This window comes from Streptomyces sp. NPDC126499 (genome assembly GCF_040302485.1).
Lineage (GTDB): Bacteria > Actinomycetota > Actinomycetes > Streptomycetales > Streptomycetaceae > Streptomyces.
In genome coordinates this window covers 19,223-39,245 of record NZ_JBEOUO010000001.1, presented here as the reverse complement: position 1 = coordinate 39,245, position 20,023 = coordinate 19,223, and the positions used below count along the sequence as shown (strand labels likewise).

Here is a 20,023-nt window from a genome sequence, read left to right as displayed (position 1 = left end):
CAACCTTGTGGTCAGGGAACTCGCACAGCTCAGAAAGGCGTTGCCCAGACGTAGGGCAGCGGACTGTAAATCCGTCGGCTTAGCCTACCCAGGTTCGAATCCTGGCGCCGCCACGCGATGCAGAAGGTCCCCGGTGTTCGCACCGGGGACCTTCTCTCGTTGTGCGGCGGCTTTCCGGGCCCGGGCGGTCAGTTGCCCGCGACGTCCCGGACCGCGACCGCCACCGGGGTGGAGCCGGAGATCAGTTCCAGGGTCAGGCCCGCCGTGGCCGGGGTGTCGAGGAGTTCGGCGAGGACCGCGGCCACGTCGTCGCGGGGGATCGGGCCGCGGCCGGTGTGGGCCTCCAGGCGGACCAGGCCCGTGCCGGCGTCGTCGGTGAGCATGCCGGGCCGCAGGATCGTCCAGTCCAGGCCCTTGCGGGAGCGGACGTCGTCGTCCGCGGCGCCCTTGGCGCGCAGGTAGGCGTCGAAGACGGCGTCGCCCTCGTGGCCCGCCTGGGCGCCCATCGAGGAGACGACGAGGAAACGGCGTACGCCCACGCGTTCCGCCGCGTCCGCGAGCAGCACGCACGCGCCCCGGTCCACCGTCTCCTTGCGGGCCGCGTCGCTGCCCGGGCCCGCGCCGGCCGCGAAGACGGCCGCGTCGGCGCCCTGCAGAATGCCCGCGACCTCCTCCACCGAGGCCGACTCCAGGTCCATCAGGGCCGGTTCGGCGCCCGCCTCCCGCAGGTCGTCGGCCTGGTCGGGGCGGCGGATGATCCCCACCGGCTCGTGTCCGCCCGCGACGAGCAGCCGCTCCAGACGCAGGGCGATCTTTCCGTGTCCTCCAGCGATGACTACGCGCATACTCACGACCGTACGGCCCCGGGCCCCGCCGGGCCTCCCGAGTCCGGCCGCGCCTGCCGCGGCAGATCGAGCGCCGCCGCCGAGTCGCAGTACTCCCGCACCGCACTCGTCCGGGCCACCACCCGCCCCCGGTGCACCACGATCCGGCTGTACGCGAGGGACAGCACGCCCGCCAGCCGCGTCCCCCGCACCGCGAGCAGCTCCGCCGGGAAGCCCGCCTCCACCCGTACCTCCGGCAGACCCATCGCCGCCCGCGCGCCCGTGCTCACCGCCCCGTACGCCTCCTGCGGCCCCAGACCGCCCAGCGAGGCCAGCAGATACGCCGCCTCCAGCGGATCGCCCCGCCCCACCGGGTTGGAGAGGTCCCGCAGCGCCCCGCCACCCGCCGCGACCCGCACCCCGGCGGCCCGCAGCAGCCGCACCGGGGCCGCGCCGCGCAGCTCGGTGGCCCCGCAGCCCCCCTGCGGCAGACAGACCACCGTCACCCCGGCCGCCGCCAGCTGGTCCGCCGCACGCCGTGCCTGCTCGGCCGGCAGCCGGCCGAGCCCGGCGCAGGGCCCGATGGTCACCCCGGGCCGCAACCCGCCGGCCATCGCCGCCAGCCGGGCGAGCCGGGCCGGGTCGTCACCGTCGATGTGCAGGTCCACCGGGCAGCCGTGCTCGGCGGCCACCCCCAGGACCGCCTCCACGTAACCCGTCGGGTCCGGGTCCAGGTCCGGACAGCCGCCGACCACCCCGGCGCCCATCTTCACCGCGTCCCGCAGCATCGCCAGCCCGTCGGCCCCGGCCGCGCCGGTCAGCAGCCGGGGCGCCGCCACGGCCGTCAGGTCGGCGAGGCCCCGCAGCGAGCGCCGGGCCTGGAGCACGGCCTCCAGCGGCCCGAGGCCGTGCACGTCGCCGATCCGCACATGGGCGCGCAGCGCGGTCGCCCCGTGTCCGAGCTGGAGCAGTGCGGCCTCGGTGGCCCGGCGCTGGACCTCCTCGGCGGCGTACGAGACGGGGCCGGGGGAGTCGGCGGTGAGCGCGGTGTCGGCGTGCGCGTGGGGCTCGGCGGGGGCGGGCAGCAGCAGGTAGCCGGCGAGGTCGACGCGGGCTCCGACGGCGGTGAGGCTGCCCGCGGTGCCGACGGCCTCGATCCGGCCGCCGCCGAGCCGCACGTCGACGGTGCGGCCGTCGGTGAGCCGCGCGTTCGAGAGCAGCAGTGACGTGGCCTCGGCCGCGGCGGCCGCGGGCCGGTCGTCGGGCGGCGGCTGGGGCTGCTTGCTGTCGGCTGACATCGGGCTCCTCACGGGCTCGCCAAGATCAAGATCACGCAGCGTGGGCCCGAGCCTAGGGGCGGCCCCGACCGCCTTCGAGGAGGAGCGCAATAGTCGTACTGATGAGGGCACGAGTGGCCTAGGAGGGGGTGGGGACGCGTGCGCGCGGGTACCCGCGGAAACGGATTTGGGTGATGGGCGGAGGACCGTGTAATGTCTTCCTCGCTCGCCCCAATAGCTCAGTCGGCAGAGCGTCTCCATGGTAAGGAGAAGGTCTACGGTTCGATTCCGTATTGGGGCTCTGGTGAGAAGGACCCGCCTTCGGGCGGGATCCGGATCATCAAAGCGGTGTAGCTCAGTCGGTAGAGCAAGCGGCTCATAATCGCTGTGTCACCGGTTCAAGTCCGGTCACCGCTACCCTCAGTAGCCGATTGTGGGGTCGGTCCTACGATCGGCTACTCTTTTCTGCGTTCATCCGTCCACCCGTCCGTCAAGGAGCACTCACGTGGCTGCCACCGACGTCCGCCCGAAGATCACGCTGGCCTGCGTGGAGTGCAAGGAGCGGAACTACATCACCAAGAAGAACCGGCGTAACAACCCGGACCGTCTTGAGATGAAGAAGCACTGCCCTCGCTGCAACTCGCACACCGCGCACCGCGAGACGCGCTAAACAGGCTCGTACACGAGGCCGTCCCCAGCCGGGGGCGGCCTCGCGTCGTTTGTAGGCAACGCACCAGCGTTTGTAGGCAACAATCCAGCAGGACCAGCAGGAGGTATCGAGTCCATGGCGCTCGACCAGTCCTTCGTGGGCCGGACCTATCCGCCCACCCCGCCCTACGAGGTCGGCCGCGAGAAGATCCGCGAGTTCGCCGAGGCGATCGGGGACGCCAATCCCGCGTACACCGACCCGGAGGCGGCCAAGGCCCTCGGCCACCCCGACGTCGTCGCCCCGCCGACCTTCGTCTTCGCCATCACCTTCAAGGCCGCCGGCCAGGTCATCGAGGACCCCCAGCTGGGCCTGGACTACAGCCGTGTCGTCCACGGCGACCAGAAGTTCGCCTACACCCGCCCCGTGCGCGCCGGCGACCGCCTCTCCGTGACCAGCACCATCGAGGCGATCAAGTCCCTCGCCGGCAACGACATCCTGGACATCCGCGGCGAGGTCCACGACGAGACCGGCGAGCACGTCGTGACCGCCTGGACCAAGCTCGTGTCCCGCGCCCCCGAGGAGGCCTGACCGTGACCGCGAAGATCGCCTACGACGAGGTCGAGGTCGGCACCGAGCTGCCCGCGCAGACCTTCCCCGTGACCCGCGCCACCCTCGTCCGGTACGCGGGCGCCTCCGGTGACTTCAACCCGATCCACTGGAACGAGAAGTTCGCCCGCGAGGTCGGCCTGCCCGACGTCATCGCCCACGGCATGTTCACCATGGCCGAGGCGATCCGCGTCGTGACGGACTGGGCCGGCGACCCGGCCGCCGTCGTCGAGTACGGCGTCCGCTTCACCAAGCCGGTCGTCGTCCCGAACGACGACCAGGGCGCCGTGATCGAGGTCTCCGCGAAGGTGGCCGCCAAGCTCGACGACCAGCAGGTGCGGGTCGACATCACGGCGACCAGCGCCGGGCAGAAGGTCCTGGGCATGAGCCGGGCCGTGGTCCGGCTGGCCTGACGGCTGTCTATCTGTCCTGAAAGACAGATCATCTTTCAGGACAGATAGGCCCCGTACTCTTGAGCCCGTGCAGCACATCGAAGACGCCCCCCTCGCCCCCCTGACCACCTTCCGGCTCGGCGGGCCCGCCACCCGGCTCGTCACCGCCACCACGGACGACGAGGTGATCGCCGCGGTCCGCGAGGCCGACGCCTCCGGGACCCCGCTGCTCGTCATCGGCGGCGGTTCCAACCTGGTCATCGGCGACAAGGGCTTCGACGGCACCGCCCTGCACATCGCCACCCGCGGCTTCGCCCTCGACGGCAACCGCCTGGAGCTCGCCGCCGGTGAGGTCTGGACGGACGCCGTCGCGCGGACCGTCGAGGCCGGGCTCGCCGGGATCGAGTGCCTGGCCGGCATCCCCGGCTCCGCCGGCGCGACCCCCATCCAGAACGTCGGCGCCTACGGGCAGGACGTCTCCGCCACCATCACCGAGGTCGTCGCGTACGACCGCCGGGCCGAGGAGACGGTCGTCCTCACCAACGCCGAGTGCGCCTTCTCGTACCGGCACAGCCGCTTCAAGCAGGACCCCGACCGCTATGTGGTCCTCCGGGTCCGCTTCGAGCTGGAGGACGCCGACGGGCTGTCCGCCCCCCTCGCGTACCCGGAGACCGCCCGCGCCCTCGGCGTCGAGGCGGGTGACCGGGTGCCGCTCGCGCGGGCCCGGGAGACCGTCCTGAAGCTGCGCGCCGGCAAGGGCATGGTCCTCGACCCGGAGGACCACGACACGTGGTCGGCGGGCTCGTTCTTCACCAACCCGATCCTGACGGCCGGGCAGTACGCCGCCTTCCTCGCGCGCGTCGCCGAGCGGCTCGGCCCCGACGTCACCCCGCCCGCCTACCCGGCCGGCGAGGACGGCTCGGTGAAGACCTCCGCGGCCTGGCTGATCGACAAGGCGGGCTTCGTGAAGGGGTACGGTTCCGGGCCCGCCCGGATCTCCACCAAGCACACCCTCGCCCTCACCAACCGCGGCGAGGCCACCACCGAGGACCTGCTGGCGCTCGCCCGCGAGGTCGTCGCCGGTGTCGAGGACGCCTTCGGGATCACCCTCGTCAACGAGCCGGTGATGGTCGGCGTCGGGCTCTGAGCAGGCGCCGAGCGGCCCGAATGTTCGACCGCGCCGGGCTCTGAGCGGGCCCCGGTCGGCCCGATGGGTTCGACCGGCTAGCCGCCGGCCGCCACGGACGCCTCCGCCTGCGTCCCGGTCGCGCCGCCCGCCGGGGCCGCCAGCCAGTCGTCGATCCCGGCCAGCAGCTTCCGCCGTACGTCCTCCGGGGCCGCCGAGCCCCGCACGGACTGCCGGGCCAGCTCCGCGAGCTCCGCGTCCGTGAAGCCGTGGTGCTCGCGGGCGATCTCGTACTGTGCCGCCAGCCGGGAGCCGAAGAGCAGCGGGTCGTCCGCGCCGAGCGCCATCGGCACCCCCGCCTCGAAGAGCGTCCGCAGCGGCACGTCCTGCGGCTTCTCGTACACCCCGAGCGCCACATTGGACGACGGGCACACCTCGCACGTCACCCCGCGCTCCGCGAGCCTGCGCAGCAGGCGCGGGTCCTCGGCCGCCCGCACCCCGTGCCCCACCCGGGCCGCCCGCAGGTCGTCCAGGCAGTCCCGGACCGAGGCGGGCCCGGTCAGCTCGCCGCCGTGCGGGGCCGCGAGCAGCCCGCCGTCACGGGCGATGGCGAAGGCCCGGTCGAAGTCGCGCGCCATGCCCCGCCGCTCGTCGTTGGAGAGCCCGAAGCCGACCACGCCCCGGTCCGCGTAGCGCACGGCGAGCCGGGCCAGCGTGCGCGCCTCCAGGGGGTGCTTCATCCGGTTCGCCGCCACCAGCACCCGCATTCCGAGGCCGGTCTCGCGGGAAGCGGCGTCCACCGCGTCCAGGATGATCTCCAGGGCGGGGATCAGACCGCCGAGCAGCGGCGCATACGAGGTCGGATCGACCTGGATCTCCAGCCAGCCGGAGCCGTCCCTGACGTCCTCCTCGGCCGCCTCGCGCACCAGCCGCCGGATGTCCTCCGGCTCGCGCAGGCAGGAGCGGGCGATGTCGTAGAGCCGCTGGAAGCGGAACCAGCCGCGCTCGTCCGTGGCCCGCAGCTTCGGCGGAGTGCCGCCCCTCAGGGCGTCGGGGAGGTGCACCCCGTACTTGTCGGCCAGTTCCAGCAGGGTCGAGGGCCGCATCGAGCCGGTGAAGTGCAGGTGGAGATGGGCCTTGGGGAGGGTGGTGAGGTCTCGGTGAACGTGCTCCATCGGCCGATACTGCCGCACCCGAATGGACGAGAACAGTCCGTTTCCCCGATCGGGACCTTGCCCGAACGCGAGAACGGGCCCCCGGTTCCGGAGAACCAGGGGCCCGCAGTCACCGAAATCGGTATGTGCTCAGTCGCGCGCCTCGGCCAGCAGCTTCTGGATCCGGGACACGCCCTCCACCAGGTCCTCGTCGCCCAGCGCGTACGAAAGACGCAGGTAGCCCGGCGTGCCGAAGGCCTCGCCCGGGACGACGGCGACCTCGACCTCGTCCAGGATCAGCGCGGCCAGCTCGACCGAGTCCTGCGGGCGCTTGCCTCGGATCTCCTTGCCGAGCAGCCCCTTCACCGACGGGTACGCGTAGAAGGCGCCCTCCGGCGTCGGGCAGTACACGCCCTCGATCTCGTTGAGCATCCGCACGATCGTCTGGCGGCGGCGGTCGAAGGCGGTGCGCATCTCGGCGACCGCGTCCAGGTTCCCCGACACGGCGGCGAGCGCGGCGACCTGCGCCACGTTGCTGACGTTGGAGGTGGCGTGCGACTGCAGGTTGGTCGCGGCCTTCACGACGTCCTTCGGGCCGATGATCCAGCCCACCCGCCAGCCCGTCATCGCGTAGGTCTTGGCGACACCGTTGACCACGATGCACTTGTCGCGCAGCTCGGGCACGAGCGCCGGGAGCGAGGTGAACTTCGCGTCGCCGTAGACCAGGTGCTCGTAGATCTCGTCGGTGAGCACCCACAGCCCGTGCTCGGCGGCCCAGCGGCCGATCGCCTCGGCGTCGGCCTCGCTGTAGACGGCACCGGTCGGGTTCGAGGGGGAGACGAAGAGGACGACCTTGGTCCGCTCCGTGCGCGCCGCCTCCAGCTGCTCCACCGACACCCGGTAGCCGGTCGTCTCGTCGGCCACGACCTCCACCGGGACGCCGCCGGCCAGGCGGATCGACTCGGGGTACGTGGTCCAGTACGGGGCCGGGACGATGACCTCGTCGCCCGGGTCGAGGATCGCGGCGAACGCCTCGTAGATGGCCTGCTTACCGCCGTTGGTGACCAGGATCTGGGAGGCGTCGACCTCGTAGCCGGAGTCGCGCAGCGTCTTGGCGGCGATGGCGGACTTGAGCTCGGGCAGGCCGCCGGCCGGGGTGTAGCGGTGGTACTTCGGGTTCTTGCAGGCCTCCACGGCCGCCTCGACGATGTAGTCCGGCGTGGGGAAGTCGGGCTCACCCGCGCCGAAACCGATCACCGGGCGCCCGGCGGCCTTGAGGGCCTTGGCCTTGGCGTCGACGGCGAGGGTCGCGGACTCGGAGATCGCACCGATCCGGGCGGAGACCCGGCGCTCGGTGGGAGGGGTAGCAGCGCTCATGCGGCCCATCGTCCCAGACCCCGAACGGGCCCGGCACACAGGTTTCACGGACCGGACAGGAACGGTCATTCGCGGTCGTCGGCGGGTCCGGCGGCAGGTCGGACCGGTTTCTGTTCGACGTGAGGGCCCATGACCACGTACACTCACTGCTCGTTGGCCCGCACCGACCACATCTCACGATGCGGTAGGTTGGGGAAGCCACAAAGGGTCGTAGCTCAATTGGTAGAGCACCGGTCTCCAAAACCGGCGGTTGGGGGTTCAAGTCCCTCCGGCCCTGCTACACACACCGCCAGGTTGTGTGCGCATGTACGTACTTCATTGCACCGCCGTGCGGCTCCACCCCGGGCGCGGCACGGCCACGACCCGGAATCAGGTGAGAGATCGTGACGGACGCCGTAGGCTCCATCGACATGCCTGATGCCGAAGACGCCACTCCGGAGTCCAAGAAGAAGGCCCGGAAGGGCGGCAAGCGCGGCAAGAAGGGCCCTCTCGGCCGTCTCGCGCTCTTCTACCGTCAGGTCGTCGCGGAACTCCGCAAGGTCGTCTGGCCCACGCGAGGCCAGCTGACGACGTACACCACTGTGGTGATTGTCTTCGTTGTCATCATGATCGGCCTCGTGACCGTGATTGACTATGGCTTCCAGGAAGCAGTCAAGTACGTCTTCGGCTGACTTTTTGTTCCACCCCATCTGTATCGCAGGAAGAAGCAGCCACCGTGTCTGACGCGAACCTGAACGACGCCTTCGAGTCCGAGTCCGTCGAGGACGAGCTCGACATCGTCGAGGCGGCCGACGAGGACCAGGACGAGGCTGCGGACGTCGAGGCCGACGCGATCGAGGCCGACGAGGTCGAGGCCGAGGACACCGAGGACGACGGCACCGAGAGCGCCGACGTCGAGGCCGCCGAGGAGGCCGCGTCGGCCGAGGCCGGCGAAGCCGAGGAGACCGACGAGACCGAGGACGCGGAAGAGGCCGCCGAGCCCGCCGCTCCGGTCGACCCCGTCGCCGCGCTCCGCGAGGAGCTGCGCGGCCTGCCCGGCGAGTGGTACGTCATCCACACCTACGCGGGCTACGAGAAGCGCGTGAAGGCCAACCTGGAGCAGCGTGCCGTCTCGCTGAACGTCGAGGACTTCATCTACCAGGCCGAGGTCCCCGAGGAAGAGATCGTCCAGATCAAGAACGGCGAGCGCAAGAACGTCCGGCAGAACAAGCTGCCCGGTTACGTGCTCGTCCGCATGGACCTGACGAACGAGTCCTGGGGCGTCGTCCGCAACACGCCCGGCGTGACCGGCTTCGTGGGCAACGCCTACGACCCGTACCCGCTGACCCTGGACGAGATCGTCAAGATGCTCGCCCCCGAGGCCGAGGAGAAGGCCGCCCGCGAGGCCGCCGAGGCCGAGGGCAAGCCGGCTCCGGCCCGCAAGGTCGAGGTGCAGGTCCTGGACTTCGAGGTCGGCGACTCGGTCACCGTCACCGACGGCCCCTTCGCCACCCTCCAGGCGACGATCAACGAGATCAACGCCGACTCGAAGAAGGTCAAGGGCCTCGTCGAGATCTTCGGTCGCGAGACCCCGGTCGAGCTCAGCTTCGACCAGATCCAGAAGAACTGACACACCAGGTTTCCGGACAGGTCAGAGGGGCTGTGACAGCCGCTCTGACCTGCTCGGTTTTTGGCCGCGCAGCTATACCCGTTATCGTTGTGCGGTATGCCTCCATCCGGATGACCGGATGGACCGGCTGAAAACTCTCACTAGGACCCGGAGAGAGCTATGCCTCCCAAGAAGAAGAAGGTCACGGGGCTTATCAAGCTCCAGATCAACGCCGGCGCGGCGAACCCGGCCCCGCCGGTCGGCCCCGCGCTCGGTCAGCACGGCGTCAACATCATGGAGTTCTGCAAGGCCTACAACGCCGCGACCGAGTCGCAGCGTGGCATGGTCGTGCCGGTGGAGATCACGGTCTACGAGGACCGTTCCTTCACCTTCATCACCAAGACGCCGCCGGCCGCCAAGCTGATCCTCAAGGCCGCGGGTGTGGACAAGGGCTCCGGCGAGCCGCACAAGACCAAGGTCGCGAAGCTCACGAGCGCCCAGGTCCGCGAGATCGCGTCGGTCAAGCTGCCCGACCTGAACGCCAACGACCTGGACGCCGCCGAGAAGATCATCGCCGGCACCGCCCGTTCCATGGGCATCACGGTCGAGGGCTGATCACCCCGCCCCCGGCGGCACCCGGACATCGGATGCCGTCTCAGTGGCAGGGCCACGCGCTGGCCCGCACCACGACTCCACACCTGAACACACAGGAGCAGAAGTGAAGCGCAGCAAGTCCCTCCGGGCTGCCGACGCCAAGATCGACCGGGAGAAGCTCTACGCCCCGCTCGAGGCCGTGCGTCTGGCCAAGGAGACCTCCACCACCAAGTTCGACGGCACCGTCGAGGTGGCCTTCCGTCTGGGCGTCGACCCGCGCAAGGCCGACCAGATGGTCCGTGGCACCGTGAACCTTCCGCACGGCACCGGTAAGACCGCCCGGGTCCTGGTCTTCGCGACCGGTGACCGTGCCGAGGCCGCGATCGCCGCGGGCGCCGACATCGTCGGCTCCGACGAGCTCATCGACGAGATCTCCAAGGGCAACCGCCTGAACGAGTTCGACGCCGTGGTGGCCACCCCGGACCTCATGGGCAAGGTCGGCCGCCTCGGCCGCGTCCTCGGCCCGCGTGGTCTCATGCCGAACCCGAAGACCGGCACCGTCACCCCCGATGTCGCCAAGGCTGTCAACGACATCAAGGGCGGCAAGATCGAGTTCCGCGTCGACAAGCACTCGAACCTGCACTTCATCATCGGCAAGGTCTCCTTCGACGAGACCAAGCTGGTGGAGAACTACGGCGCCGCGCTGGAGGAGATCCTCCGTCTGAAGCCGTCCGCCGCCAAGGGTCGCTACATCAAGAAGGCCGCCATCGCCACCACGATGGGCCCCGGCATTCCGGTCGACCCGAACCGCACCCGCAACCTCCTCGTCGAGGAGGACCCGGCCGCGGTCTGAGCCCTCTGAAGGCTCAGGAGCCCCTCGCGGCTCCAGCGTCCTGAAACCGCCCCCCGCGCCTTCCGAGGCGCGGGGGGCGGTTTTGTTCGCCGGTGTACAGGCGGGCCGCCTCCAGCGACTACGGCGCCCACGCCGCCGTCCAGGCGCCGCCCGCCGAGGACACCGTCGACCTGTTCGAACTGCTCCAGGAGGCCGGGCAGGCGGCCGGGCAGGGCTGATTTGCCCCGGGGCGTCGGTGTCGCGTACTCTTCCGAGGAAGCCAAAGACCGCTGGTCGTCGCTGTGCCCGTGAGGGTGCGGAGGCCGAAGGATTCGCTGAGAGATGCGAGCGACCCGCGCAGGTGACAGTGGATGAGTTCCCGGATCGTTCTCGATGCGGTCGAGCTGAGCCCCGTGCGCCTGCGCCCGGGGCGTTTTGTTTTGTTCAGCCCCTTCCGCGCGGTCCCATCACCCGGAAGGAGGCCGACGCTTATGGCAAGGCCCGACAAGGCTGCCTCGGTGGCCGAGCTGGAGGACCAGTTCCGCAGCTCGAACGCCGCTGTGCTGACCGAGTACCGGGGTCTCACCGTCGCGCAGCTCAAGACGCTGCGTCGTTCGCTCGGTGAGAACGCCCAGTACGCCGTGGTGAAGAACACGCTGACCAAGATTGCGGCCAACCAGGCCGGGATCACCGCGCTGGACGACCAGTTCACTGGTCCGACCGCGGTCGCCTTCGTCACCGGTGACCCGGTGGAGTCGGCGAAGGCGCTGCGTGACTTCGCCAAGGAGAACCCGAACCTCATCATCAAGGGCGGTGTCCTTGAGGGTAAGGCGCTCTCCGCTGATGAGATCAAGAAGCTTGCGGACCTCGAGTCCCGCGAGGTTCTGCTCAGCAAGCTGGCCGGCGCGTTCAAGGGCAAGCAGTCCCAGACTGCTCAGCTCTTCCAGGCGCTGCCGTCGAAGCTCGTCCGCACCGTGGACGCGCTCCGTGCCAAGCAGGCCGAGCAGGGCGGTGCCGAGTAATTCGGCTCGCGCAATGATCCGGGCCGCCGCCTAGCCGGCGGAGCGGGTCACAGCGGGCCGACAGTACGCCCGCCTCACATGTACATCCGGCACCTGCCGATTTAGTGGAAGGATCGCCCATCATGGCGAAGCTCTCTCAGGAAGACCTGCTCGCGCAGTTCGAGGAGATGACCCTCATCGAGCTCTCCGAGTTCGTGAAGGCGTTCGAGGAGAAGTTCGACGTCACCGCCGCCGCGGCCGTCGCCGTTGCCGCCCCGGGTGCCGCTGGTGGCGCCGGTGCCGCCGAGGCCGCCGAGGAGAAGGACGAGTTCGACGTCATCCTCACCGGCGCCGGCGACAAGAAGATCCAGGTCATCAAGGTCGTGCGTGAGCTGACCTCCCTGGGTCTGAAGGAGGCCAAGGACCTCGTCGACGGCACCCCGAAGCCGGTCCTCGAGAAGGTCAACAAGGAAGCCGCTGACAAGGCCAAGGAGGCCCTCGAGGGCGCCGGCGCCTCCGTCGAGGTCAAGTAAGACCTCGTCGCGTCTCGCGACTCCTGCTGAGCGTGCTGTAACGCTCTGAGCCTGAAGGGCGATCATCCATCTGGGTGGTCGCCTTTCGGCGTTCCCGGGGACTCGCGTGGCGGCGGTCGTACGGGCGCGGGGAAGCGGAGTATGGTGATCTTCGCCGTGCGCCGCGCAGAGGCAGGGGCCTTGACGAACCGCACGCAGCGCGCAATTCTCAGGACGCGTCGTCACAACGATCCGTTTCCGAGGCATGGATCGACGACCGAACGGGCAGTATCGAGGTGCGCCGCACGGCGCGACGTAGCGCGGAGTTGAGAACAACGAGGGTCGCGAATTACTCGCCCTGGACATCAGTGGGCCAAGTGGCTACACTGACCCTTTGCGCTGCCTGTTAGCTGCCCCCTGCCCGTCACCAGGGGCATCCCCTCGCATCGGCATCCTGGGCCTATAGCCCCTGACCTGGCCTTTAAGCCGTTTCAGGGTTCTTCGTCCAGGGGCTCCGCTAGGGACCGGTACGCGCGTAGTGAGTCCGAGCCCTCGGAAGGACCCCCTCTTGGCCGCCTCGCGCAACGCCTCGACCAATACGAACAACGGCGCCAGCACCGCCCCGCTGCGCATCTCCTTTGCAAAGATCAAGGAGCCCCTCGAGGTTCCGAACCTCCTCGCGCTCCAGACCGAGAGCTTCGACTGGCTGCTCGGCAACGCCGCGTGGAAGGCTCGCGTCGAGGCCGCCCTTGAGTCGGGACAGGACGTCCCCACGAAGTCCGGCCTGGAGGAGATCTTCGAGGAGATCTCCCCGATCGAGGACTTCTCCGGGTCGATGTCGCTGACCTTCCGCGACCACCGCTTCGAGCCGCCGAAGAACTCCATCGAAGAGTGCAAGGACCGTGACTTCACCTACGGTGCCCCGCTCTTCGTCACCGCCGAGTTCACGAACAACGAGACCGGCGAGATCAAGTCCCAGACGGTCTTCATGGGCGACTTCCCGCTCATGACCAACAAGGGCACCTTCGTCATCAACGGCACCGAGCGTGTCGTCGTGTCGCAGCTGGTCCGTTCCCCTGGTGTCTACTTCGACTCCTCCATCGACAAGACGTCCGACAAGGACATCTTCTCCGCCAAGATCATCCCGTCCCGGGGTGCCTGGCTGGAGATGGAGATCGACAAGCGCGACATGGTCGGCGTCCGCATCGACCGCAAGCGCAAGCAGTCCGTCACCGTCCTCCTCAAGGCGCTCGGCTGGACCACCGAGCAGATCCTGCAGGAGTTCGGCGAGTACGAGTCCATGCGCGCCACCCTGGAGAAGGACCACACCCAGGGCCAGGACGACGCGCTGCTCGACATCTACCGCAAGCTCCGTCCGGGCGAGCCGCCGACGCGCGAGGCCGCCCAGACGCTGCTGGAGAACCTGTACTTCAACCCCAAGCGCTACGACCTGGCGAAGGTCGGCCGCTACAAGGTCAACAAGAAGCTCGGCGCCGACGAGCCGCTGGACGCGGGTGTCCTCACCACCGACGACATCATCGCGACCATCAAGTACCTGGTGAAGCTGCACGCCGGCGAGACCGAGACGGTCGGCGAGAACGGCAACACGATCGTCGTCGAGACCGACGACATCGACCACTTCGGCAACCGCCGCCTGCGCAACGTCGGCGAGCTGATCCAGAACCAGGTCCGCACCGGCCTCGCGCGCATGGAGCGCGTCGTCCGTGAGCGCATGACCACCCAGGACGTCGAGGCGATCACGCCGCAGACCCTGATCAACATCCGGCCGGTCGTCGCCTCCATCAAGGAGTTCTTCGGCACCAGCCAGCTGTCCCAGTTCATGGACCAGAACAACCCGCTGTCGGGTCTGACGCACAAGCGTCGTCTGTCCGCGCTGGGTCCCGGTGGTCTGTCCCGTGAGCGGGCCGGCTTCGAGGTCCGAGACGTGCACCCGTCCCACTACGGACGCATGTGCCCGATCGAGACCCCCGAAGGCCCGAACATCGGTCTGATCGGTTCGCTCGCCTCGTACGGCCGCGTCAACGCGTTCGGCTTCGTCGAGACGCCGTACCGCAAGGTCGTCGACGGCCAGGTCACCGACGAGGTCGACTACCTGACCGCCGACGAGGAGGACCGCTTCGTCATCGCGCAGGCCAACGCGGCGCTGGGCGACGACATGCGGTTCACCGAGGCCCGCGTCCTGGTCCGCCGCCGTGGCGGCGAGGTCGACTACGTCTCCCCGTCCGACGTGGACTACATGGACGTCTCGCCGCGCCAGATGGTGTCGGTCGCGACCGCCATGATCCCGTTCCTCGAGCACGACGACGCCAACCGAGCCCTCATGGGCGCGAACATGATGCGTCAGGCGGTGCCGCTGATTAAGTCGGAGGCCCCGCTCGTCGGCACCGGCATGGAGTACCGCTGCGCCACCGACGCCGGCGACGTGCTCAAGGCCGAGAAGGACGGTGTGATCCAGGAGCTGTCCGCGGACTACATCACCGTGGCCAACGACGACGGCACCTACATCACGTACCGCCTGGCCAAGTTCTCCCGCTCGAACCAGGGCACCTCGGTCAACCAGAAGGTCGTCGTCTCCGAGGGCGACCGCGTGATCGAGGGCCAGGTCCTCGCCGACGGCCCCGCCACCGAGAACGGTGAGATGGCGCTCGGCAAGAACCTGCTCGTGGCGTTCATGCCGTGGGAGGGTCACAACTACGAGGACGCGATCATCCTGTCGCAGCGCCTCGTCCAGGACGACGTCCTCTCCTCGATCCACATCGAGGAGCACGAGGTCGACGCCCGTGACACCAAGCTCGGCCCCGAGGAGATCACCCGGGACATCCCGAACGTCTCCGAGGAGGTCCTCGCCGACCTCGACGAGCGCGGCATCATCCGCATCGGTGCCGAGGTCGTCGCCGGCGACATCCTGGTCGGCAAGGTCACCCCGAAGGGTGAGACCGAGCTGACCCCGGAGGAGCGCCTGCTCCGCGCGATCTTCGGTGAGAAGGCCCGTGAGGTCCGTGACACCTCGCTGAAGGTCCCGCACGGCGAGACCGGCAAGGTCATCGGCGTCCGCGTCTTCGACCGCGAGGAGGGCGACGAGCTTCCCCCGGGCGTGAACCAGCTGGTCCGCGTCTACGTCGCCCAGAAGCGCAAGATCACCGACGGTGACAAGCTCGCCGGCCGTCACGGCAACAAGGGTGTCATCTCCAAGATCCTCCCGATCGAGGACATGCCGTTCCTCGAGGACGGCACCCCGGTCGACATCATCCTCAACCCGCTCGGTGTCCCGTCCCGAATGAACCCGGGACAGGTCCTGGAGATCCACCTCGGCTGGCTCGCCAGCCGCGGCTGGGACGTCTCCGGCCTCGCCGACGAGTGGGCGCAGCGCCTCCAGGCCATCGGCGCCGACAAGGTCGCCCCCGGCACCAACGTCGCCACCCCGGTCTTCGACGGTGCGCGTGAGGACGAGCTCGCGGGTCTGCTCCAGCACACCATCCCCAACCGCGACGGCGAGCGCATGGTGCTCCCGTCCGGCAAGGCGCGCCTGTTCGACGGCCGCTCCGGCGAGCCGTTCCCGGACCCGATCTCGGTCGGGTACATGTACATCCTCAAGCTCCACCACCTGGTCGACGACAAGCTGCACGCCCGTTCGACCGGCCCGTACTCGATGATCACCCAGCAGCCGCTGGGTGGTAAGGCCCAGTTCGGTGGTCAGCGCTTCGGTGAGATGGAGGTGTGGGCGCTGGAGGCTTACGGCGCCGCGTACGCCCTCCAGGAGCTGCTGACGATCAAGTCCGACGACGTGACCGGCCGCGTGAAGGTCTACGAGGCCATCGTCAAGGGCGAGAACATCCCTGAGCCCGGCATCCCCGAGTCCTTCAAGGTGCTCATCAAGGAGATGCAGTCCCTGTGCCTCAACGTGGAGGTGCTGTCCTCGGACGGCATGTCCATCGAGATGCGCGACACCGACGAGGACGTCTTCCGCGCAGCGGAGGAGCTCGGTATCGACCTGTCCCGGCGCGAGCCGAGCAGCGTCGAAGAGGTCTGACGGGAGTCCGGTACGGGGGCTCAGCGATGAGCCCCCGGCCGGCCCCAGGACCCCCGTATCAGACCCACAGCCTTACAACCCTGAGAGGGATTGACGCATAGTGCTCGACGTCAACTTCTTCGACGAGCTCCGGATCGGTCTGGCCACCGCTGACGACATCCGTCAGTGGAGCCACGGCGAGGTCAAGAAGCCGGAGACCATCAACTACCGCACGCTCAAGCCCGAGAAGGACGGACTCTTCTGCGAGAAGATCTTCGGTCCGACCCGGGACTGGGAGTGCTACTGCGGCAAGTACAAGCGCGTCCGCTTCAAGGGCATCATCTGTGAGCGGTGTGGCGTCGAGGTCACCCGCGCCAAGGTGCGCCGCGAGCGGATGGGCCACATCGAGCTGGCCGCTCCCGTCACCCACATCTGGTACTTCAAGGGCGTTCCGTCGCGTCTGGGCTACCTGCTCGACCTCGCCCCGAAGGACCTGGAGAAGGTCATCTACTTCGCGGCGTACATGATCACGTACGTCGACGACGAGCGCCGTACGCGTGACCTGCCGTCGCTGGAGGCCCACGTCTCCGTCGAGCGCCAGCAGATCGAGAACCGCCGCGACGCCGACCTGGAGGCCCGCGCCAAGAAGCTCGAGACCGACCTGGCCGAGCTGGAGGCCGAGGGCGCCAAGGCCGACGTGCGCCGCAAGGTGCGCGAGGGCGCCGAGCGCGAGATGAAGCAGCTGCGCGACCGTGCGCAGCGCGAGATCGACCGCCTCGACGAGGTCTGGACCCGCTTCAAGAACCTCAAGGTCCAGGACCTGGAGGGCGACGAGCTCCTCTACCGCGAGCTGCGTGACCGCTTCGGCACGTACTTCGACGGCTCGATGGGTGCCGCGGCGCTGCAGAAGCGCCTGGAGTCCTTCGACCTGGAGGAGGAGGCGGAGAAGCTCCGGGAGATCATCCGCACCGGCAAGGGCCAGAAGAAGACCCGTGCGCTCAAGCGCCTCAAGGTCGTCTCCGCGTTCCTGCAGACCGCGAACAGCCCCAAGGGCATGGTTCTCGACTGCGTGCCGGTCATCCCGCCGGACCTGCGTCCGATGGTGCAGCTCGACGGTGGCCGCTTCGCGACCTCCGACCTGAACGACCTGTACCGCCGCGTCATCAACCGCAACAACCGTCTGAAGCGTCTGCTCGACCTCGGTGCCCCCGAGATCATCGTGAACAACGAGAAGCGGATGCTCCAGGAGGCGGTCGACGCCCTCTTCGACAACGGCCGTCGCGGCCGCCCGGTCACGGGCCCCGGCAACCGTCCGCTGAAGTCCCTCAGCGACATGCTGAAGGGCAAGCAGGGTCGATTCCGTCAGAACCTGCTCGGCAAGCGTGTGGACTACTCCGCGCGTTCCGTCATCGTCGTCGGCCCGCAGCTCAAGCTGCACCAGTGCGGTCTGCCGAAGGCCATGGCGCTCGAGCTCTTCAAGCCGTTCGTGATGAAGCGCCTGGTGGACCTGAACCACGCGCAGAACATCAAGAGCGCCAAGCGGATGGTCGAGCGCGGCCGCACGGTCGTGTACGACGTCCTCGAAGAGGTCATCGCCGAGCACCCGGTTCTGCTGAACCGTGCGCCCACGCTGCACCGCCTCGGCATCCAGGCCTTCGAGCCGCAGCTGGTCGAGGGCAAGGCCATCCAGATCCACCCGCTCGTCTGCACCGCGTTCAACGCGGACTTCGACGGTGACCAGATGGCCGTCCACCTGCCGCTCTCCGCGGAGGCGCAGGCCGAGGCCCGCATCCTGATGCTGTCCTCGAACAACATCCTCAAGCCCGCCGACGGCCGTCCGGTGACGATGCCGACCCAGGACATGGTCCTCGGTCTGTTCTTCCTCACCACCGACGGCGAGCTGCGGGACGTCAAGGGCGAGGGCCGCGCGTTCGGCTCCACGGCCGAGGCGATCATGGCGTTCGACGCCGGCGAGCTGTCGCTGCAGTCGCAGATCGACATCCGCTTCCCGATCGGCACCGTCCCGCCGCGCGGCTGGGTTCCCCCGGTCGCCGAGGAGGGCGAGCCGGAGTGGCAGCAGGGTGACTCGTTCCGTCTGCGGACGACCCTGGGCCGCGCGCTCTTCAACGAGCTGCTGCCCGAGGACTACCCGTTCGTCGACTACTCCGTCGGCAAGAAGCAGCTCTCCGAGATCGTCAACGACCTCGCCGAGCGCTACCCCAAGGTCATCGTGGCGGCGACGCTCGACAACCTGAAGGCGGCGGGCTTCTACTGGGCGACCCGTTCCGGTGTCACCGTGGCCATCTCCGACGTCGTCGTCCCCGAGGCGAAGAAGGCGATCGTCGCCGGCTACGAGGCCCAGGACGAGAAGGTCCAGAAGCAGTACGAGCGCGGTCTGATCACCAAGGAAGAGCGCACTCAGGAGCTCATCGCGATCTGGACCAAGGCGACCAACGAGGTCGCCGAGGCCATGAACGAGAACTTCCCCAAGACGAACCCCATCTTCATGATGGTTGACTCGGGTGCCCGAGGAAACATGATGCAGATGCGGCAGATCGCCGGTATGCGTGGTCTGGTGTCGAACGCCAAGAACGAGACGATCCCGCGTCCCATCAAGGCGTCCTTCCGCGAGGGCCTGTCCGTGCTCGAGTACTTCATCTCGACCCACGGTGCCCGTAAGGGTCTCGCCGACACCGCCCTGCGTACCGCCGACTCGGGTTACCTGACCCGTCGTCTGGTGGACGTCTCGCAGGACGTGATCATCCGCGAGGAGGACTGTGGCACCGACCGCGGCCTCAAGCTGAAGATCGCCGTCAAGGACGAGGCCGGCGTGCTGCGCAAGGCCGAGGACGTCGAGACCAGCGTGTACGCGCGCTGCCTCGCCGAGGACGTCGTCGTCGACGGCAAGGTGCTGGCCCCGGCCGGCGTCGACCTCGGTGACGTGCTCATCGAGCAGCTGGTCACCGCGGGCGTCGAGGAGGTCAAAACCCGCTCGGTCCTGACCTGTGAGTCCGCCGTCGGCACCTGCGCCATGTGCTATGGCCGCTCGCTGGCCACCGGCAAGCTGGTCGACATCGGTGAGGCGGTCGGCATCATCGCCGCCCAGTCCATCGGTGAGCCCGGTACCCAGCTGACGATGCGTACCTTCCACACCGGTGGTGTGGCCGGTGACGACATCACCCAGGGTCTGCCCCGTGTCGTCGAGCTCTTCGAGGCGCGGCAGCCGAAGGGTGTCGCCCCGATCTCGGAGGCGGCCGGCCGCGTCCGCATCGAGGAGACCGAGAAGACCAAGAAGATCGTCGTCACCCCGGACGACGGCAGCGACGAGACCGCTTACCCGATCTCGAAGCGTGCCCGTCTCCTGGTGGGCGAGGGCGACCACGTCGAGGTGGGCCAGAAGCTCACCGTGGGTGCCACCAACCCGCACGACGTGCTGCGCATCCTCGGCCAGCGCGCGGTGCAGGTCCACCTGGTCGGCGAGGTCCAGAAGGTCTACAACTCGCAGGGCGTGTCGATCCACGACAAGCACATCGAGATCATCATCCGGCAGATGCTGCGCCGCGTGACGATCATCGAGTCCGGCGACGCGGAGCTGCTGCCGGGTGAGCTCGTGGAGCGTTCGCGCTTCGAGCAGGAGAACCGTCGTGTGGTCCAGGAAGGCGGCCACCCGGCCTCCGGCCGTCCGCAGCTGATGGGTATCACCAAGGCCTCGCTCGCCACCGAGTCGTGGCTGTCGGCGGCGTCCTTCCAGGAGACGACCAGGGTCCTGACCGACGCGGCGATCAACGCCAAGTCGGACTCCCTGATCGGCCTCAAGGAGAACGTCATCATCGGTAAGCTCATCCCGGCCGGTACGGGTCTGTCCCGCTACCGCAACATCCGGGTCGAGCCGACCGAGGAGGCCAAGGCCGCGATGTACTCGGCCGTCGGCTACGACGACATCGACTACTCGCCGTTCGGCACCGGTTCCGGCCAGGCCGTTCCGCTGGAGGACTACGACTACGGTCCGTACAACCAGTAAGCGGTAGCGCGGTAATGCGAAGAAGGGCGGCACCCCTCGC

17 protein-coding genes and 4 tRNA genes are annotated in these 20,023 nt (G+C 68.9%); 17 read left to right on the top strand and 4 right to left on the bottom strand.

From position 1 onward, the window contains the following. The first annotated feature begins 36 nt into the window (after positions 1 to 36). A tRNA-Tyr gene (locus ABTZ91_RS00230) sits at positions 37 to 113 on the top strand. Positions 114 to 188: 75 nt separating this feature from the next. Here ABTZ91_RS00230 and ABTZ91_RS00225 read toward each other — a convergent pair. Together ABTZ91_RS00225 and ABTZ91_RS00220 are read right to left on the bottom strand one after the other, a co-directional pair. Further along, positions 189 to 845, bottom strand: a complete 657-nt coding sequence (locus ABTZ91_RS00225) for an SDR family oxidoreductase (protein WP_352074831.1) — start codon at positions 843 to 845, stop codon at positions 189 to 191. A 2-nt stretch (positions 846 to 847) separates the two neighbouring features. Next, on the bottom strand, positions 848 to 2,122 hold the full coding sequence (locus tag ABTZ91_RS00220) for an amidohydrolase family protein (RefSeq protein ID WP_352074830.1): 1,275 nt from the start codon (positions 2,120 to 2,122) through the stop codon (positions 848 to 850). Between the two features lie 207 nt (positions 2,123 to 2,329). Here ABTZ91_RS00220 and ABTZ91_RS00215 point away from each other — a divergent pair. From ABTZ91_RS00215 to ABTZ91_RS00190, 6 genes are all read left to right on the top strand, one after another. After that, positions 2,330 to 2,402, top strand: a tRNA-Thr gene (locus tag ABTZ91_RS00215). Positions 2,403 to 2,445: 43 nt separating this feature from the next. After that, positions 2,446 to 2,518 (top strand) — tRNA-Met (locus ABTZ91_RS00210). Positions 2,519 to 2,606: 88 nt separating this feature from the next. Then, entirely contained in the window at positions 2,607 to 2,771 is a 165-nt protein-coding gene (rpmG, locus tag ABTZ91_RS00205) for a 50S ribosomal protein L33 (RefSeq protein ID WP_003956487.1), read from the top strand. A gap of 114 nt (positions 2,772 to 2,885) precedes the next feature. Next, positions 2,886 to 3,338, top strand: coding sequence for a MaoC family dehydratase N-terminal domain-containing protein (locus tag ABTZ91_RS00200; RefSeq protein WP_352074829.1), 453 nt, complete (start codon positions 2,886 to 2,888; stop codon positions 3,336 to 3,338). Between the two features lie 2 nt (positions 3,339 to 3,340). After that, positions 3,341 to 3,769: a MaoC family dehydratase gene (locus ABTZ91_RS00195; RefSeq protein ID WP_352074828.1), complete on the top strand. Its 429-nt coding sequence runs from the start codon at positions 3,341 to 3,343 to the stop codon at positions 3,767 to 3,769. Between the two features lie 67 nt (positions 3,770 to 3,836). Then, positions 3,837 to 4,895, top strand: coding sequence for a UDP-N-acetylmuramate dehydrogenase (locus ABTZ91_RS00190; RefSeq protein ID WP_407077870.1), 1,059 nt, complete (start codon positions 3,837 to 3,839; stop codon positions 4,893 to 4,895). Positions 4,896 to 4,972: 77 nt separating this feature from the next. On the opposite strand, the gene ABTZ91_RS00185 is transcribed toward ABTZ91_RS00190, so the two are convergent. Together ABTZ91_RS00185 and ABTZ91_RS00180 are read right to left on the bottom strand one after the other, a co-directional pair. Beyond that, complete coding sequence (locus ABTZ91_RS00185) at positions 4,973 to 6,049, bottom strand: adenosine deaminase (protein ID WP_352074827.1); 1,077 nt, start codon at positions 6,047 to 6,049, stop codon at positions 4,973 to 4,975. A 129-nt stretch (positions 6,050 to 6,178) separates the two neighbouring features. Continuing rightward, positions 6,179 to 7,405, bottom strand: a complete 1,227-nt coding sequence (locus ABTZ91_RS00180; RefSeq protein WP_352074826.1) for a pyridoxal phosphate-dependent aminotransferase — start codon at positions 7,403 to 7,405, stop codon at positions 6,179 to 6,181. Positions 7,406 to 7,609: 204 nt separating this feature from the next. Between ABTZ91_RS00180 and ABTZ91_RS00175 the strand changes: the two genes are divergently transcribed. From ABTZ91_RS00175 to ABTZ91_RS00130, 10 genes are all read left to right on the top strand, one after another. Beyond that, positions 7,610 to 7,682: transfer RNA gene (locus tag ABTZ91_RS00175), tRNA-Trp, on the top strand. Between the two features lie 106 nt (positions 7,683 to 7,788). Then, the gene (gene secE, locus ABTZ91_RS00170; protein WP_345486286.1) at positions 7,789 to 8,076 is read left to right on the top strand and encodes a preprotein translocase subunit SecE; all 288 of its coding nucleotides are present in this window, start codon (positions 7,789 to 7,791) and stop codon (positions 8,074 to 8,076) included. Positions 8,077 to 8,120: 44 nt separating this feature from the next. Further along, positions 8,121 to 9,014 (top strand): transcription termination/antitermination protein NusG, encoded by an 894-nt coding sequence (nusG, locus tag ABTZ91_RS00165; RefSeq protein WP_352074825.1) that lies wholly within the window; start codon positions 8,121 to 8,123, stop codon positions 9,012 to 9,014. Positions 9,015 to 9,173: 159 nt separating this feature from the next. After that, positions 9,174 to 9,608 carry a 50S ribosomal protein L11 gene (gene rplK, locus ABTZ91_RS00160; protein WP_345486284.1) on the top strand — a complete coding sequence of 145 codons (435 nt, stop codon included), beginning with the start codon at positions 9,174 to 9,176 and terminating at the stop codon, positions 9,606 to 9,608. Between the two features lie 103 nt (positions 9,609 to 9,711). Beyond that, positions 9,712 to 10,440 carry a 50S ribosomal protein L1 gene (rplA, locus tag ABTZ91_RS00155; RefSeq protein WP_309054882.1) on the top strand — a complete coding sequence of 243 codons (729 nt, stop codon included), beginning with the start codon at positions 9,712 to 9,714 and terminating at the stop codon, positions 10,438 to 10,440. A 92-nt stretch (positions 10,441 to 10,532) separates the two neighbouring features. Then, complete coding sequence (locus tag ABTZ91_RS00150; RefSeq protein ID WP_352074824.1) at positions 10,533 to 10,658, top strand: hypothetical protein; 126 nt, start codon at positions 10,533 to 10,535, stop codon at positions 10,656 to 10,658. A 252-nt stretch (positions 10,659 to 10,910) separates the two neighbouring features. Next, positions 10,911 to 11,441 (top strand): 50S ribosomal protein L10, encoded by a 531-nt coding sequence (gene rplJ / locus ABTZ91_RS00145; protein WP_309054880.1) that lies wholly within the window; start codon positions 10,911 to 10,913, stop codon positions 11,439 to 11,441. Between the two features lie 122 nt (positions 11,442 to 11,563). Next, on the top strand, positions 11,564 to 11,953 hold the full coding sequence (rplL, locus tag ABTZ91_RS00140) for a 50S ribosomal protein L7/L12 (RefSeq protein WP_352074823.1): 390 nt from the start codon (positions 11,564 to 11,566) through the stop codon (positions 11,951 to 11,953). A 547-nt stretch (positions 11,954 to 12,500) separates the two neighbouring features. Continuing rightward, positions 12,501 to 15,983 (top strand): DNA-directed RNA polymerase subunit beta, encoded by a 3,483-nt coding sequence (gene rpoB / locus ABTZ91_RS00135; RefSeq protein ID WP_352074822.1) that lies wholly within the window; start codon positions 12,501 to 12,503, stop codon positions 15,981 to 15,983. A 100-nt stretch (positions 15,984 to 16,083) separates the two neighbouring features. Continuing rightward, positions 16,084 to 19,983: a DNA-directed RNA polymerase subunit beta' gene (locus ABTZ91_RS00130; RefSeq protein ID WP_352074821.1), complete on the top strand. Its 3,900-nt coding sequence runs from the start codon at positions 16,084 to 16,086 to the stop codon at positions 19,981 to 19,983. Positions 19,984 to 20,023: the final 40 nt, after the last annotated feature.

Excerpts from the sequence above, each read along its gene's own strand:
- ABTZ91_RS00225 (WP_352074831.1), bottom strand. The coding sequence starts at position 845 with ATGCGCGTAGTCATCGCTGGAGGACACGGAAAGATCGCCCTGCGTCTG.
- ABTZ91_RS00220 (WP_352074830.1), bottom strand. The coding sequence starts at position 2,122 with ATGTCAGCCGACAGCAAGCAGCCCCAGCCGCCGCCCGACGACCGGCCC.
- ABTZ91_RS00200 (WP_352074829.1), top strand. The coding sequence starts at position 2,886 with ATGGCGCTCGACCAGTCCTTCGTGGGCCGGACCTATCCGCCCACCCCG.
- ABTZ91_RS00185 (WP_352074827.1), bottom strand. The coding sequence starts at position 6,049 with ATGGAGCACGTTCACCGAGACCTCACCACCCTCCCCAAGGCCCATCTC.
- ABTZ91_RS00180 (WP_352074826.1), bottom strand. The coding sequence starts at position 7,405 with ATGAGCGCTGCTACCCCTCCCACCGAGCGCCGGGTCTCCGCCCGGATC.
- rplK (WP_345486284.1), top strand. The coding sequence starts at position 9,174 with ATGCCTCCCAAGAAGAAGAAGGTCACGGGGCTTATCAAGCTCCAGATC.
- rplJ (WP_309054880.1), top strand. The coding sequence starts at position 10,911 with ATGGCAAGGCCCGACAAGGCTGCCTCGGTGGCCGAGCTGGAGGACCAG.
- rplL (WP_352074823.1), top strand. The coding sequence starts at position 11,564 with ATGGCGAAGCTCTCTCAGGAAGACCTGCTCGCGCAGTTCGAGGAGATG.